This is a genomic window from Bathymodiolus japonicus methanotrophic gill symbiont (assembly GCF_019721995.1).
Taxonomy (GTDB): domain Bacteria; phylum Pseudomonadota; class Gammaproteobacteria; order Methylococcales; family Methylomonadaceae; genus Methyloprofundus.
In genome coordinates this window covers 44,758-59,356 of the sequence record NZ_BLYC01000015.1, presented here as the reverse complement: position 1 = coordinate 59,356, position 14,599 = coordinate 44,758, and the positions used below count along the sequence as shown (strand labels likewise).

Annotated in this window: 16 protein-coding genes and 3 pseudogenes; 13 read left to right on the top strand and 6 right to left on the bottom strand. The window is 43.0% G+C overall.

Features of this window, described 5'->3' with window-relative positions; translation table 11 throughout:
* Positions 1-103: 103 nt before the first annotated feature.
* Positions 104-478, top strand: a pseudogene (locus K6984_RS17960) (transposase); the annotation flags it as partial.
* A 337-nt stretch (positions 479-815) separates the two neighbouring features.
* Here the strand turns inward: K6984_RS17960 and K6984_RS17955 are convergent.
* Both K6984_RS17955 and K6984_RS17950 read right to left on the bottom strand, forming a co-directional pair.
* Positions 816-1,700, bottom strand: a complete 885-nt coding sequence (locus K6984_RS17955) for a DUF58 domain-containing protein (protein ID WP_221896772.1) — start codon at positions 1,698-1,700, stop codon at positions 816-818.
* A gap of 242 nt (positions 1,701-1,942) precedes the next feature.
* Positions 1,943-2,929, bottom strand: a complete 987-nt coding sequence (locus K6984_RS17950) for an AAA family ATPase (RefSeq protein ID WP_221896771.1) — start codon at positions 2,927-2,929, stop codon at positions 1,943-1,945.
* A gap of 241 nt (positions 2,930-3,170) precedes the next feature.
* On the opposite strand from K6984_RS17950, the pseudogene K6984_RS36945 reads away from it, so the two are divergent.
* A pseudogene (locus K6984_RS36945) lies at positions 3,171-3,293 on the top strand (DUF5765 domain-containing protein); the annotation flags it as partial.
* Between the two features lie 234 nt (positions 3,294-3,527).
* Positions 3,528-3,878, top strand: a complete 351-nt coding sequence (locus K6984_RS17940; RefSeq protein WP_221896770.1) for a hypothetical protein — start codon at positions 3,528-3,530, stop codon at positions 3,876-3,878.
* Here the strand turns inward: K6984_RS17940 and K6984_RS34105 are convergent.
* On the bottom strand, positions 3,846-3,971 hold the full coding sequence (locus K6984_RS34105) for a hypothetical protein (RefSeq protein WP_263458618.1): 126 nt from the start codon (positions 3,969-3,971) through the stop codon (positions 3,846-3,848). The two genes, K6984_RS17940 and K6984_RS34105, sit on opposite strands and share 33 nt — an antisense overlap.
* Before the next feature lie 27 nt (positions 3,972-3,998).
* Positions 3,999-4,127 carry a hypothetical protein gene (locus tag K6984_RS34100; protein ID WP_263458596.1) on the bottom strand — a complete coding sequence of 43 codons (129 nt, stop codon included), beginning with the start codon at positions 4,125-4,127 and terminating at the stop codon, positions 3,999-4,001.
* Positions 4,128-4,152: 25 nt separating this feature from the next.
* Between K6984_RS34100 and K6984_RS17935 the strand changes: the two genes are divergently transcribed.
* The 9 genes from K6984_RS17935 (at position 4,153) to K6984_RS17895 (ending at position 12,252) form a co-directional block, all read left to right on the top strand.
* Entirely contained in the window at positions 4,153-5,121 is a 969-nt protein-coding gene (locus K6984_RS17935; RefSeq protein WP_338024549.1) for a transposase, read from the top strand.
* Between the two features lie 15 nt (positions 5,122-5,136).
* Positions 5,137-5,706 carry a DUF5765 domain-containing protein gene (locus K6984_RS17930; RefSeq protein WP_420831682.1) on the top strand — a complete coding sequence of 190 codons (570 nt, stop codon included), beginning with the start codon at positions 5,137-5,139 and terminating at the stop codon, positions 5,704-5,706.
* Positions 5,707-6,223: 517 nt separating this feature from the next.
* Positions 6,224-7,003 carry a DUF3450 domain-containing protein gene (locus K6984_RS17925; protein WP_221896767.1) on the top strand — a complete coding sequence of 260 codons (780 nt, stop codon included), beginning with the start codon at positions 6,224-6,226 and terminating at the stop codon, positions 7,001-7,003.
* Entirely contained in the window at positions 7,000-8,328 is a 1,329-nt protein-coding gene (locus tag K6984_RS17920) for a MotA/TolQ/ExbB proton channel family protein (protein ID WP_221896766.1), read from the top strand. The genes K6984_RS17925 and K6984_RS17920 overlap by 4 nt, the downstream gene beginning before the upstream one ends.
* Positions 8,328-8,852 (top strand): MotA/TolQ/ExbB proton channel family protein, encoded by a 525-nt coding sequence (locus tag K6984_RS17915; protein WP_221896765.1) that lies wholly within the window; start codon positions 8,328-8,330, stop codon positions 8,850-8,852. Before K6984_RS17920 ends, K6984_RS17915 begins: the two co-directional genes overlap by 1 nt.
* 105 nt (positions 8,853-8,957) lie before the next feature.
* The gene (locus K6984_RS17910) at positions 8,958-9,371 is read left to right on the top strand and encodes an ExbD/TolR family protein (RefSeq protein ID WP_221896764.1); all 414 of its coding nucleotides are present in this window, start codon (positions 8,958-8,960) and stop codon (positions 9,369-9,371) included.
* Between the two features lie 68 nt (positions 9,372-9,439).
* Complete coding sequence (locus K6984_RS17905; RefSeq protein ID WP_221896763.1) at positions 9,440-10,012, top strand: energy transducer TonB; 573 nt, start codon at positions 9,440-9,442, stop codon at positions 10,010-10,012.
* Positions 10,009-11,238 carry a tetratricopeptide repeat protein gene (locus tag K6984_RS17900; RefSeq protein ID WP_221896762.1) on the top strand — a complete coding sequence of 410 codons (1,230 nt, stop codon included), beginning with the start codon at positions 10,009-10,011 and terminating at the stop codon, positions 11,236-11,238. Before K6984_RS17905 ends, K6984_RS17900 begins: the two co-directional genes overlap by 4 nt.
* Positions 11,239-11,970: 732 nt before the next feature.
* The gene (locus K6984_RS17895; RefSeq protein ID WP_221896761.1) at positions 11,971-12,252 is read left to right on the top strand and encodes a hypothetical protein; all 282 of its coding nucleotides are present in this window, start codon (positions 11,971-11,973) and stop codon (positions 12,250-12,252) included.
* On the opposite strand, the pseudogene tnpC reads toward K6984_RS17895, so the two are convergent.
* Positions 12,247-13,657 (bottom strand): annotated as a pseudogene (gene tnpC / locus K6984_RS17890) (IS66 family transposase). The gene K6984_RS17895 and the pseudogene tnpC sit on opposite strands and share 6 nt — an antisense overlap.
* A 314-nt stretch (positions 13,658-13,971) precedes the next feature.
* Between tnpC and K6984_RS17885 the strand changes: the two are divergent.
* Positions 13,972-14,169 carry a hypothetical protein gene (locus K6984_RS17885; protein ID WP_221894617.1) on the top strand — a complete coding sequence of 66 codons (198 nt, stop codon included), beginning with the start codon at positions 13,972-13,974 and terminating at the stop codon, positions 14,167-14,169.
* A gap of 49 nt (positions 14,170-14,218) precedes the next feature.
* On the opposite strand, the gene K6984_RS17880 is transcribed toward K6984_RS17885, so the two are convergent.
* Positions 14,219-14,491, bottom strand: a complete 273-nt coding sequence (locus K6984_RS17880; RefSeq protein ID WP_221896760.1) for a type II toxin-antitoxin system Phd/YefM family antitoxin — start codon at positions 14,489-14,491, stop codon at positions 14,219-14,221.
* Between the last annotated feature and the right edge of the window lie 108 nt (positions 14,492-14,599).

The window sequence follows — 14,599 nt, the reverse complement described above, 5'->3', positions numbered from 1 at the left end:
ACACCGGTAAAATTACAACAACCTCAGAATACCTGATTTTACCTTCTCAATATCAAAAACTTGAACATCGAGTAATAGCAATCAGTTAAGCCAGCGTTTTCTTGATGTGCCAGGTATTGGGGCAATAACAGCCACCATCATTGCCTCAGACATAGGGACAGGTAAAAGCTATCAGAGTAGCCGAGATTATGCAGCCAGCTTAGGGATTGTTCCGAGACAACATAGCAGTGGTGATAATCAGGTTTATTTAGGAATTAGTAAGCGAGGTAACCGCTATATTCGTATGATGTTAATTCATGGAGCACGATCGGTGTTAAAGCACTGTAGTGGTAAAAAAGATAAATTAAGCCTATGGCTACAAGCACTCATTGAGCGGCGTGGATTTAATAAAGCCGCCGTTGCGCTGGCCAATAAAAATGCCCGAATACTGTGGGCGATGGCGAGTCAGGATAAAGAATATGATGCAGCTCTGACATAGTTAGAGTGCATAAGCAGGGTTACCCACCCTTTGCCCACCGACTGCGAGCTAGGAGGGCTCTTCGTCTGTGGACAAAGCGTGGATAACCCTGAGATAACCGAGTAACCAAGATTGCGGAGGCAAGTTAACCAATATTGATGACAACAACAGGTCAGACCGATACTTTTACAGAACCCGTGCAACCCAGAGAGTCCATTGCGAGACCGTTAGGCTGGTAGGGTCAAAAAGTATGCGAATAGATTCATCAGGAGTCCTGAGGCAAAAAAGCCTCTGTTAGAGACCGAATATATGGGTTGTATCCGATAGTAACAGTAAATTAAGTGACTTGCTATTAATCTTATCTCAGCACTTCCGCTGGTTTTTCATTACTAGCGCAGCGTATTAAGCGGATATTCAGTTTTTTTGCCAGCATTTTTAAATTATCATAATGCTGTTGAAATTTTTTCTGGTAGTTCAATATCCGTTGCGTATCACTGGTATCAACCACTATATCGCTAATCCGATCGGTAAACCGGTAACGACCTTTGCCTGGCAATTGACTTTCTAGCGGGTCATAAACCAGAATCATAATCACCTCGCAGTGCTTTGCAAGTTTCGCCAGATGATTTTCAGTTCGATGGTTTATGCCCCGAAAATCACTGATGATATAAACTAGGCTTCCAGGCTTTACATGATGGGTTAAACGCCCGATAACCTGCTCTAGATTTATAGGGCTCTGTTTACTTTCGGTTTTAACCAGTGCATTAAAAAAATGCAAGACTGCCTGTCTGCCATTTTGCGGCTTTAATTCCCTGCAAGCGGTATCGGTAAATATCTGCCCCCCAATCCGATCACCATGTCGCTCTGCAATCCAGGCTAATAGCCCGGCCAATTTTGCCGCCTGCACTGCTTTGAAAACGCCCCGTGTGGCAAACTGCATCGAGGCTCGATAATCTACCGAGATAAACACCGGGCGCTCACGTTCCTCACGAAATAACTTGGTATGCGGCTTTCCAGTGCGCGCGGTGATCCGCCAGTCGATACTACGTATATCGTCGCCCGGTTGATACATGCGTACTTCGTCAAATTCCATACCTCGTCCCTTGGCACGAGATAAATATCCACCACTCTGTGGCGCACGTATACGGGAGCGAAACAGTTTTAGTGAGGCAGCGGGTCTGGCAAGCTTGATTAGCATGCCCAGGTTTACGCTGACTAATTCACTTTTTTCTTGTTTTTCCATTAAGCTAGAGGCCTCAGTTGAATACGGATTTTGTGGAAAACCTGAGTGCGAAAGGCAAGGCACGGCTCTTAGTCAATGGCCGTAGTTCTTGGCCAGCGCTGTAACGCAGTATTTCGCCCTCAAATTTATTCACAAAACCGTGAAGCGAGGTATATTCACCCAACAGGTGACAAGTATTTGCATTCATATGTAATATTCAGTCACTTATAGTGTTATATAGCGGTCAGCCACGGTTTCTAGATTTAGGGCACGGCAATCCTGGCAATTAATTGCTGAATAAAATCATCACTGCTTATCCCTTCCGCTTCTGCTTCATAAGATAAAATCACCCGATGACGTAACACATCAAAAGCCATGTTCTGGATATCTTCAGGTGCAACAAAATCCTTGCCACTTAACCAGGCTTTAGCACGTGCACATCGATCCAGTGCAATACTTGCGCGTGGACTGGCACCGTACTGTACCCAGCTCGCTAAATCTTCTCCATAAGCCGCCGGATTCCGAGTGGCAAGAATAATTTGTAATAAATAATCTTCCAGACTATCTGCCATATATATATTTAGTACTTCCTGACGTGCGGCAAACAGGCTTTCCTGACTAATTGCTTGCAGGCCTTGTTTTTCAGCTAGATTATCTTGCATAGCTTCATTACGCGCCAGGCGCAGAATAAGCTTTTCATGTTCTGCCTGTGGATAATCAATTTTTACATGTAGTAAAAACCGGTCTAACTGCGCTTCAGGTAAGGGGTAGGTGCCTTCTTGTTCGATCGGGTTCTGGGTAGCCATCACCAAAAATAGAGGTGGTAACGGATAAGTTGTTCCGCCCACAGTAATTTGCCGTTCCGCCATGGCTTCTAGTAAAGCCGCCTGTACCTTGGCTGGAGAGCGATTAATTTCATCCGCTAAGACCAGGTTATGAAACAATGGTCCTTTCTGAAATTCAAAACTGCCTTGCTCGGGGCGATATATTTCGGTACCGGTTAAGTCGGCAGGTAATAAATCAGGGGTAAATTGCACACGGTGAAAGTCCGCCTGTATGCCTTTGCTTAACGCATTTATTGCGCGAGTTTTTGCTAGCCCGGGCGCCCCTTCAACCAGGATATGTCCATCTGCAAGCAAGGCAATTAGCATGCGCTCGATTAACACATCCTGGCCAATAATTTGCTCACCAATAAAGGTTTTTAAATGTTGTATGGCGATAAGGCTATCGCTTGAACTGCTCTCTGACATAGCTAGTGCTTATTCTATCTGAAAAATAAAAGGTGTATTTTAGTATAAATTTTCTATTTGCACATAAATATACAGGACAGTAAACTTTAATGCTTTCTGTTTTTCCGTGAAGCAACTTAAATCCTGCCCCATAATTTATCTAGATACCGATAAAAAGCACAATATTAATAGGTTTTAATTTAATGGAATAAGGTATAATTCGCTGCTTTTTATAATGGAGAGAACGTCAAGAGGGTTTGGTATGTGTTGGAGTGGAGAAGCGTCAGCAGTTTTAGCCGTTGCCGGGCTGGGTACTGCTGCTTATATTGCGGTAAAAGGGGAGTCTAAAGAATTATGGATTCCATTAATTTATTTCGCATTAATGGCATCAGTGTTCCCATTGAAAGAAGAAGTACCTAAACAAAGCAGCCTATAACCTACCTGAATGTAGCACCACTCGAATATTTCCATCTTTTTGATTTTAATCACTTATAACAGCAAATAGACACTCTGTAGGCACCGTAAAAAAACAACAAATAATTTCAAATAAAGCTGGCAATTGCCGAGAAAATTTTTCTAAAAATTTCCGTTTTAATCACCTCATAAACGGATATCACCCATGCTTAAAGACCTACCACTCTCTGAACATATTCACCAACACTGCAATGAAAGTATGGAACGTGCCCTGTTAGCAGAGCGTCATCCTTTGTGGTCTCGTTCATGCCCAGAGTTGAAGGATATCGACTTTATTCGCCTTGGGTTATTACGCTGTATCAGTGTAGTCGATAGTGGTCGCCATTTCCTCCAAACCAATGAACAGATTTATGGCCAGCGGCTTCCCCACTCAACGTATTTTAAATCACTGAAGTCGCATAGACGAACAAGTATGCTTGAGGCATTTGAACAGCAGAGCTATCATCTTCACGCTGAAACACTGCTATCGCTGAAAATCCTGGAAACGGAGCTTTAGCGAAGTGAAGATTTTTAGTCCGCGATAGCCGTAGGGCCGTTGTTTTGTCGGAGTCTGAGCGTTAGCGAAGGTGGAGACAAAATAAAAGGCCATCCGACACGGCGTCAAGTCATTTGGAGCCTATGTTCCGACCCCTTGTTGGGTCGGGACGAGGTGACGAGGACGAATCGGGGCCGCCGGAGGCATAAGTGGTCGCGTTAAGTTTTTGCTGCTTGCTTGGGCTGGGATGCCCAAAACAAGCTTTCGCAAAAATAGCGACTCCCCGACGTAAGGCATTGATTATCTTAAAGCATTCCCGGAACTTGACGAATACACCATAGAAGCAGCGGATGGACATTTTATTGATCATGCCTGCCATACTGAAAAAAACAGCAAGGGGAAAGTTTATGCGGCCGGGGGGATTTACGCGTTGAATCTCAGAAGTGGGTTGCTCAGATTTCTTTGTCTGGTGACAAACGGAACTCAGAGGCATCAAGAAATACCTGTGTTACGAGATCATATTGAAAAGCAAAACAAGGGAAATAACAGCTCTCAGAAACATCTCTATGTCTACGATAAAGCCGTCACCGACTTTGTCTGGTGGGATCGGCAGAAACGACATGCTAATTACATGATTTCAATGCTAAAAGAAAATTCAATTGCGCCTCTGGTTGAGTCTATCCCTTTTGACTCCCACCATGAGATCAATACAGGGGTTGAAGCATACAGTGTGTACGAAAACAAGGGCATCAAATTTAACGTGGTGGATTACCGTGATCCAGAAACCGGAAAACTTCACCGGTTTGTGACAACCTTGCCAATGACTATTAACCCTGGAACCATTGCCATGCTGTATTTCAAGCGATGGACGATTGAAAAGACATTCAATAACACTAAAAGTAATTTCAAGGAAACTAAAGCTTGGTCTTCCAATACCCGCTCACTTGAAAATCAAATGCGCCTGACTGCAATGAGCTATAATTTAATGCGCGTGTTTGAAGAGATTTCAAAAACACAACAGCCAGAATTGATTCATCCATCGGATAAAAAATATAGCGAGGCTCTGGAGATAAGGCAGCAACAGGCTCAAAAACGAGATCGTTTTGTGAATCCATTATTTTTCCAGGCAAGAATATCTCGTATCAGCTCGTATACCATTCGGGCAGTTCAAAACGCAATAATAACAGGAATGTCTTTACAGTGCTTTATGAGCTCTCTTGTGGCGAGGTTAGTTTCACGGCCTCAATTGATAGGGGAACACTGATGATTAATGGAGTTATTGCAAGCTGCGACCTATGTTTATATTGATGAATGTAGTTCCCCGATGAATCAGGTGATGACGCTGTTTGGCTATCTGCATGTCGCCTTTCAGCCATTTTTTGTCAATATGGTGGCGATGTACTTTATACCCGAAAGTGTCAAACTAAAAATCAGAACCACTGCGTATACCTTATGCGCGGTAGCTGCCGTTGCGATGATTGTTAAAATGTTTCCATTTGCCTGGGCAGGTCTGTGTATTATTGGCACAGAAGGTTTTTGTGGCGATCAGGTTTGCTCTGTTTCTGGTGCATGGCTATTTGGTTTTGACTGGGGCTTACATGTATTTGTCTATATTTTAGCGGCTTTTGTTATGCCGGTTATCTATGGCTCTTGGCGATTTGTTGCCTTTCATTATGTGGTCGGCCCCTGGATTTCAGACATAACCACTGATGACCTTAATGAATATGCTGCCGTATGGTGCCTGTTTTCCATCGTATTATGTGTATCGGTTATTAAAACGCCGATTAGAAAGTATTTGCATGTTCAAACCTGGCCTTTTTATAAGCGCACCATCAGTGACTCTTTATAAGCTGAAGTTTCCCAATAATTATTTATGGTAAAATTGAAACTATGCTACAACTATATGAAAAAATAGTCTTTTCATTCGTTTCAAATGCTATTGCCTAAGGGGAATTAAGTAGGGGTTTGCTATAAACATGGCAAAACCACCTAAAATAAACCTCGATACACCAGCATGGTGTATTTCAGCTACTCAATAATTGGGAAACTTCAGTTTTTAAGGAGTAAGGATTTAAAAATACCGGAAGGTATGGTGCAGGATTTTGGTTTCACATTCGTGTTAGTAAAACAAACGCATAGTTGGCTGCGATGTTTTTTGTAGTGCGATTGTGGAACGAAAAGACACATCAGGCTCGGGTATCGCTTCTAAAAACAGTCTGCAGCTTTAGCATTGTCAGTCTCTGTTTTTGGCAATGCCAAAGCTTTAGAGTAGAAAAAACAGGTGATATAACCCATTGAGTTTTGTGCTGACTGTGGTAAAGTTTTGCATAACTTTTCTTCAGAAGTAACTCCCCCCTTTAATTTATATGCTTTTTTTATCCCGTAAATGCCAGACTCTACTGGCGTGTTCTGTTCTCAGTCTAGTATCTGTTTCCATCTCTGCAGATACTCTTTCCAAAACCATACAAGTTGAAAATTCTATTCAGAACAGCGCTAAAAAATCGCAAATGAATATAGACGGACTAGATGACCGGACGCGTAAGATGTTAGAGCAATATCGCTCAGTAACGCGACAAACAAAGACTTTACTAACTTATAATCAGCATTTACAAGCATTACTTGAATCACAGGAACTGGAAAAGATCTCGTATACACAGCAACTGGAGCAAATCGAAACGACCCAGCAAGAAATTGTGCCATTGATCCTGAATATGCAGCAGAGTCTGGAGCAATTTATTCAGCTGGATATCCCCTTCTTGCCTGCAGAACGCAGTGAGCGTGTTGAGCGCTTAAAAGCGATGATGACCCGGGCGGATGTGACTAATGCAGAAAAGTTTCGTCGCATTATCGAAGCCTATCAAATAGAAAATGATTACGGTAATACCATAGAAGCCTATCGCGCCAATATACAACTTGAAGGCGAAACCAGCTCGGTTGATTTTTTACGCCTAGGTCGTGTTGCCCTGTACTATCAACGCCTTGATGGCAGTGAAACCGGCTACTGGAATAACTCCCTAAAGCGCTGGGAGCAATTACTCGGTGAATATCGCAATCCTATACGTCAGGGATTACGCATAGCGCGTAAAGAAGCAGCTCCCGATTTATTGACCTTACCGGCACCAACAGCTGCGGAGGCTAAGCAATGAAAATAGTTATCAGTTTTTTGCTGGCAATTTTAACCTGTAATTCTGCATGGTCCGGCAGTAACGATCTGGATAAGCTACTGCTTGATGTTAAGCAGCGGCAAATACTTGAACGCAAGATCAACCGTAGCCGAGAAGCAAAATTTCTGACTGAAAAACAAAATCAGCAGCAATTACTACAAGCAGCTAATGCGGAACTGCATAAGCAAAAAAAGCTCAGTGCCCAGTTAAAAACGCAACTGGAAAGCAATGAAGAGCTACTCGCTAAATTTGCTGCGCAATTAAAATCACGCAGTGGCGAACTAGGTGAGCTATTTGGTGTAGCCAGGCAAGCGGCTGGGGATTTAAAAGCCGACCTGCTCCACTCTATGGTCTCGGCTCAATACCCTGGTCGTGGTGAAGCGCTCGACAGCCTGATTGAAAGCAAAGCACTACCTACGATAGATCGACTAGAAAACCTGTGGCTCACCCTGCAACATGAAATGACGGAATCAGGCAAAGTCGTGCGCTTCAAGCAACAGATTCAGAGTGCTAGCGGCAATAGACAGGAAGCTGAAATTATTCGTATCGGGGCATTTAATGCTATTGCCAACGGTGGATATTTACGTTATTCACCGGAAACAAAGGTACTCACCAGCCTGGCACGCCAGCCGGAAGACAGATATCTGGATTTAATTGATGATTTTAGCCATGCAGATTCTTCACCGGCACCACTAGGTATAGACCCCACTCGTGGTGTGATGCTCAGCATGCTGATTCAAACGCCTAATACCCAGGAGCGTATTCAACAAGGTGGGGTGGTCGGTTATATTATTCTGATGCTAGGTGCACTGGGATTTATTTATGCCATATTACGTTTATTTATTCTGGCAAACATAAGCAAAAAAATGCAGCAGCAAATGGATAGTGAAACTGCTTCTGCTGATAACCCTCTGGGTCGAGTTTTATATGCCACAGAACAAAGTTCAATAGAAGATACGGCAACACTGGAACTTATTCTGGATGAAGCCATTACCCGCGAAGTGCCCAAGCTGGAGAAAGGAATATCTATGATTAAACTTTTTGCTGCTGTCGCGCCGTTATTAGGTTTGCTGGGTACAGTTACCGGGATGATTGCAACATTTCAATCAATTAGCTTGTTCGGCACCGGAGATCCCAAGCTAATGGCGGATGGAATTTCTCAGGCGCTGGTGACCACTATGCTGGGTTTATGTGTTGCTATCCCATTATTGTTTCTGCATAACTTACTGTCCTCGCGCAGCAAGGAATTAGTACAAATTCTTGATGAACAAAGTGCCGGCATCATGAGCCGACGTGCGGGTAAGTAATGCCTAGGCAACTCGCGTTTTTTGAAGATATTCGTAACTTCCTGTATTCGGGCGGTGATGTTTTATGGCCGATTTTACTGGTTTCCATCTGTTTATGGTGCCTGATAATCGAGCGACTGATATTTTTTCAGCAAAATTATCCGCAGCTAAAAGCAAACTGTCTGGCAGATTGGGAGCAACGTGAAGATAAAAATTCTAGCTATGCTTTATTTATACGCCGGGAATTAATTTCACAGGGTTTATTGCAGATGAATCGTGGCGTTGCGATTATCAAGGTGCTGATTGCCTTATGCCCGTTACTGGGTTTATTGGGTACGGTAACCGGGATGATTCATGTGTTTGATGTCATGGCAGTCACGGGTACCGGTAATGCTCGAGCAATGGCAACAGGTGTGTCGCAGGCAACCATCCCGACCATGGCAGGGATGGTTATTGCCATCACCGGACTGTATTTCAGTAAGCTTATCGAAGAACGTGTCAGTGATGAATCGCATCATCTGGCGGATTTACTTAAATACCATTAAATATAACACCCCTTGTAGAGCGGACTTTAGTCCGTCCTTTCCATTGCAGTATTTAAACTAGCGGACTGAATTCCGCTCTACAGATATTCAATTGAGATAAAAAATATGCGCCGCAGAGCTAATCGTTCCTCATCAGAACATAATGCCGATATTGATATGACTCCCATGCTGGATATTGTCTTTATCATGTTGATTTTCTTTATCGTCACCACTTCATTTGTTAAAGAATCGGGGATTGATGTTAACCGCCCTAGCGCATCTACCGGCGTAAGCAAGGCACAGGCCAATATCATTGTCGGCATTAGAGCCAATGGTGATGTCTGGATCGATAAACGCCTGGTTGATTTTCGCGCCGTGCGCGCTAATGTCGCGCGCCTGCATATGGAAAACCCGCTAGGCTCGGTGATTATTGCCGCAGACAAAGACACTAAAACCCAGGCCTTAGTCCAGGTCATTGATCAAATACGTTTAGCAGGCATTATGAACCCGGCAATTGCTACCGAGTCGGAATCACAGTGAACCGTTTTGCACTCTCACTGTTTGCTGGAATTGCCATCTCTCTGGTTTTATTCTGGGCGATGCATACTATGATTAGTCATAATCAGCAGAGCTTAAAAAAAACCAGTGACTTGCACTTAACTGAGTTTGTGCGTTTTAAGCGCGATACAAAAATTCAAAGCAAGGATCGTCTGGTTCCAGAAAAGCCCAAACCAACTGAGCGTCCGCAACAGCCTAAATTAAAAATGCGCAGTGTCCAGCTAAAACAGACTGACATACCCACTATGGATATGCCTAAGCTGGATATGCCTAAGCTGGATATCCCCATGCAAAGCAGTAGCTTTGGCGGTTCAATGCTGACCGGATTGCAAATAGCTAAGGGAGAAATCAGCACTAATGTCATTCCCCTGGTTAGAATCCCTCCAACTTACCCTATGCGCGCGGCTAACCGCCATATTGAGGGCTGGGTAAAAGTTGAATTTACCATTACTACAGAAGGTAAGGTCAAAGATGCGGTCGTTATTGCATCTCATCCTGGCTCTATCTTTAATCGTGCAGCACTGAAAGCTATCAGGCGCTGGAAATTTAAACCTCACATTATCGCCGGTGAGGCATATGAGCAACGGGCAGCGCAAACTTTAAAATTTAACCTCTCCCGATGAAAAAATCTATCCGTATTAGCCTGAAAATCAGCTTGTTAGCGCTAAGTCTATGTGGCGCTTCAACTGCGCTCTATGCCGAATCGGAAAAATCTACCACTATTTCTCCCTGGGCTTATAAGCAGTTGAATAAGGCCGAACAGTTAATTGCCAAACAGGAATACGCTAAGGCACGTACAAGATTAGAAAAAGTGCTTGCTGAGGTCAAAAAAAACAGCTATGCACAAGCTATCGCACTACGCAGTCTGGGCGCTGTTTACGCACTGGAAAATAAACATCAAAAAGCTACCAGCCTCTTAGAACAAGCCTTGGCAACTCAAGCCCTAAACGCTGAACAGCAACAGGAGGCTTTGTTAAATCTGGGGCAATTATATATGGCAATAGAGCATTATAAAAATGCGGTCGCTATATTAGAGCCGTGGCTTGTAAAGCAACCGGATACAACTAATACGCAAGTCAGAGTTTTGTTAGCGAATGCCTATGCACAATTAAAGCAGTATCGCAAAGCCCTGCCTTATATTGAGCATGTTATCAAACACGCCAAAAAACCTAAAGCAAGCTGGTTACAACTCAACCTTGCTCTGTATTACGAGCTGGAAAACTACCCACAAGCAGCGATAGTATTACGCCGCCTGATCTCGCTGTACCCGGATAACAAAGATTACTGGCAACAACTCACATCGATTTACCAGCAATTGCAACAATATGAACGTGCATTAACAATCAACAATCTTGCTTATAATAAAGGCTTTCTTGCTAGCGAACCTGAAATCATACAATTATTTAATTTATTTCTATATAACAAACAGCCTTATCAGGCAGCTTCATTATTAGCCAGGGAACTTGATGCCGGGCGCGTCAAATCCACTGCGAAAAACTGGGAATTACTTGCCAGTGCCTGGACAACTGCGCGTGAATATACACATGCAATTAATGCCCTGGAACAGGCATCTACCTTACATGATAAAGGTGATTTATATCTGCAGCTTGGACGAATCCATGTCGAACAGGAGAAATGGCAGGACGCAGTGGTTGCAATTAAAAAAGCACTTAAAAAGGGCGGCTTAAAGCAAACTGAGGAAGCTTATATTTTACTGGGGATTAGCTATTTTGAAAGCGGACAGCTAAAATCTGCCAGGAGTGCATTTGATAATGCAATGAAATACGCGAAAACCAGAAAATCTGCACAACAATGGCTAAAGTTTATCTCTTCGGATGTGAGCAGTTAATAAAGCCAGGTTAAAAATTATCCAGCTGTTATTTATTTGATATAGAAACCAGGATTTATTAATACTCGATGTTCAAGTTTTCAGCTATAACTGGGCTAAGAAAAGTAAATTTTTCCGGCTTTGTTTTATAAGTGATTGATTTACAATGATGTTGATGCTTTCTTTGTCAGTAAAATTATCAATAAAATCAATCAGTTAAAAAACTTTAACATCGAGTAATAGCTGAAATCATGTATTCTGTAGGGTGGGGTGATTCGCTTTGTGCCTCAGCACACCCTACAGGTTTCTGATGTTATTTAACCCTCAATCCATCGTTCAACCAACACTCCCAATCACTTAAATCGTAGTCGACCCCAACCTCAGGAGATGACTAAATTGCAAGCCAAAAAACGCTCCACCTACTCGCTACACTTTACCACCAGTTCCTTATTTATTACTTTGATTATCGTTTTTGGTGGCATCTTAAGCTGCCAAAACTATAACAAGTCATCCGAGATTCTTATCGCTTCCCATCAGTGTTCCCATTGAAAGAAGAAGTACCTAAACAAAGCAGCCTATAACCTACCTGAAGGTAGCACCACTCGAATATTTCCGTCTTTTTGATTTTAATCACTTAGTAACAGTAAATAGACACTCTGTAGGCACCGTAAAAAAACAACAAATAATTTCAAATAAAGCTTGCAATTGCCGAAAAAATTTTCGTTTTAATCACCTCATAAACGGATATCACCCATGCTTAAAGACCTACCACTCTCTGAACATATTCACCAACACTGCAATGAAAGTATGGAACGTGCCCTGTTAGCAGAGCGTCATCCTTTGTGGGCTCGTTCATGCCCAGAGTTGAAGGATATCGACTTTATTCGCCTTGGGTTATTACGCTGTATCAGTGTAGTCGATAGTGGTCGCCATTTCCTCCAAACCAATGAACAGATTTATGGCCAGCTGCTTCCCCGCTCAACGTATTTTAAATGTAACTACTCAGCGAAGCTGAGTAGTTCAATGAAATTATAAAGCAAATTCAGGTAACTTTCCCTCAAAGACCAAGGTCATTGCCTGAGTTGCACTTAGACCTTGTTTACGGCACGTTGATAAATACCCTCTGACACGACAAAATATCTCTGCACCCTTGGTACTACGAAAGCAGCCGGATATTTTCTGTTGAACCTTGGTCATCCGAATCGAATTTTCTGCGGCATTATTGGTAAATGGCACCCAGGTATTTGTCATGAAGCGCAAGACATCCTCTTCATAATTAATCAGCCTTTCCAGTAAGTTTCTAGCTTTACTGCGTTTTATTCGCTCCCGTTTTACTTCTTTAGGCTTATCGGGTGGTGGGCATTCGATCTCCGCTTTGCCAAGTAATTCTCTGTATTGTACCTTCCATTTTTCTGCTTCTTTATGTAGTAGCATGCCACCTGCTTCATTGACGGCATCATTCATTTTTTCAAGTAGTCGTTTCATTTCAAGCGCCCACTCCTGTTTATCCTGCTCCCAGGCGCGCGTTAATTCCCTCAAATGATGTGCATTACAAAGCGAATGAGTACAATCATATTTATAGTAGGGCTTCCAATGATCATGACATAAAATCCCATGAAAATGGGGTAAAATACCAATGTCATTCATTGCCTCTGTGCCACGTTTGGCATGGGGAAAGAAGTGTGTCCACTGAACATTGGAGGCCCCATGTAGCCAATGGCGCTTACCATTAATATTAATGCCTGTTTCATCCGCATGAATGCACGCTGATTCGACTAAGTGTTCTTTACTGATAGTTTCAAACCCAGCCAACTTCTCATAGGCCAGTTCATTGAAATTATAGATAGAGCCTTCACTAATCGGCATACCTAATTGATCAGCGAAATACTCCTGTATTCGGTTGTAGGGCAATAACTGATATTGCGAAAGATAAACCACATGGGCTTTTATCCCATTACCATATTGCGCAGCCTTAGTAACCTCATCTGGAAAAGGAGCGATAAAACACTGACCTTTTCCATTTATCAACCGTTGCGCCTGGTATTCTGTCACTACCCTTGAGATATCAATATCGAATACCTGGCGTGTTTCAAAGCCATCTGCCGTGTATCGCCCTTTTGGCAAGGTACGGCGATCAATGGTAATGATCTCGATTTCATCCGGGTCATCTATTTTTTGAAGTGTCGTGCCGACATGCGATTTTTGTCCGCCAGAAGGCTTATCTGATTTTTTTCGATTCCCTTTTTTACGGTTGGGGATCACTTGCAGGTGGTTTACTGCTATTTTTGCTGTTCAGTGTCACTCGATTGAGTAATACCGTGACTAATAATAGAATCACTTCCAGTGCTGATTTTAGCGCAGGCGATATATCACGCTCAGTTTCAAGTAACTGTTTGGCATGACTGATTGCGGAATCAACATCGATGAAGTCTATTTTCAAAGGGTAACCTGTATTGCTTTAAGGACAGGCTTATTATCTCATGGGTTTTAAATCCCGAATTTTCCTTGTTTTAAGCGATTGTAAGGCGAATAAAAAAGTTCTTCGAGGTCGTAGATGTTTAAGGGGACATTTTGTGATGACTATAGCGATAGAAGCAATAAAGCGTGGATTAATCGACTGTTGGGCAGTTTACTAAAAATCACAAAAACCAGACTAAAACCCTGTCAAGAACTTTTTTAATTATTCAGGCGCGCCATGCTACCTCACAACATTCTGGGACTCCTGTCACCAACATTCATTCGCCTACGCAGCGAATGGGAGATGCCCTGGTCGCCCTGCGTCCGTCTCAACTACTCAACTACGCACAAAACCCTGCTCAGTTAAGTCTACCTCAAATGGCTGGACGGCTATTCGGAATGCAATTCTTGCCTCCCTCGCGCGCTACTAGCGCACTTCGGATCAGCGAATTGCCCTGTCGCCTACCAGAGACTAAAAATCATCACTCCGCTTAGGCTCCGTTTCCCTGATTTTAAGCGTACGCTGAGTAGTTACAAAATATCTTCACTTACTAATTACTAATTTCCTCTTTACATCCTCAAGCGTGGTTACGTTGCCATCTCCAATTTCCACTAGCCCTTGAGCAACGGCCTTCATGAATTGAATTTCTTCTTCATGGCATTCATACTCTTCAAGCCCCTGAACTACAGCTACTCCTCGACCCCGACTAGTAAGTAAAATGGGGCGTCGAGTATCTTTAGCTCGTTTAACAATTTTTCCCGGGTTTATTTTTAGATCTGACAGAGGGACGACATCTTCTGAAAATTTTGTTTGCATCGATTAGTCCTTAAGTGTTCAAACAGTCCTGATTATAGCACCTGTTAACAGCTGCTACTAAGTAAGCATAACAGCGACGTTCTACTGAACATCGTGCTATCAACGAGC

Excerpts from the sequence above, each read along its gene's own strand:
- K6984_RS17955 (WP_221896772.1), bottom strand. The coding sequence starts at position 1,700 with ATGGAAAAACAAGAAAAAAGTGAATTAGTCAGCGTAAACCTGGGCATG.
- K6984_RS17950 (WP_221896771.1), bottom strand. The coding sequence starts at position 2,929 with ATGTCAGAGAGCAGTTCAAGCGATAGCCTTATCGCCATACAACATTTA.
- K6984_RS17940 (WP_221896770.1), top strand. The coding sequence starts at position 3,528 with ATGCTTAAAGACCTACCACTCTCTGAACATATTCACCAACACTGCAAT.
- K6984_RS34105 (WP_263458618.1), bottom strand. The coding sequence starts at position 3,971 with ATGGCCTTTTATTTTGTCTCCACCTTCGCTAACGCTCAGACTCCGACA.
- K6984_RS17925 (WP_221896767.1), top strand. The coding sequence starts at position 6,224 with ATGCTTTTTTTATCCCGTAAATGCCAGACTCTACTGGCGTGTTCTGTT.
- K6984_RS17920 (WP_221896766.1), top strand. The coding sequence starts at position 7,000 with ATGAAAATAGTTATCAGTTTTTTGCTGGCAATTTTAACCTGTAATTCT.
- K6984_RS17915 (WP_221896765.1), top strand. The coding sequence starts at position 8,328 with ATGCCTAGGCAACTCGCGTTTTTTGAAGATATTCGTAACTTCCTGTAT.
- K6984_RS17910 (WP_221896764.1), top strand. The coding sequence starts at position 8,958 with ATGCGCCGCAGAGCTAATCGTTCCTCATCAGAACATAATGCCGATATT.
- K6984_RS17905 (WP_221896763.1), top strand. The coding sequence starts at position 9,440 with ATGATTAGTCATAATCAGCAGAGCTTAAAAAAAACCAGTGACTTGCAC.
- K6984_RS17900 (WP_221896762.1), top strand. The coding sequence starts at position 10,009 with ATGAAAAAATCTATCCGTATTAGCCTGAAAATCAGCTTGTTAGCGCTA.
- K6984_RS17895 (WP_221896761.1), top strand. The coding sequence starts at position 11,971 with ATGCTTAAAGACCTACCACTCTCTGAACATATTCACCAACACTGCAAT.
- K6984_RS17885 (WP_221894617.1), top strand. The coding sequence starts at position 13,972 with ATGGGAGATGCCCTGGTCGCCCTGCGTCCGTCTCAACTACTCAACTAC.
- K6984_RS17880 (WP_221896760.1), bottom strand. The coding sequence starts at position 14,491 with ATGCAAACAAAATTTTCAGAAGATGTCGTCCCTCTGTCAGATCTAAAA.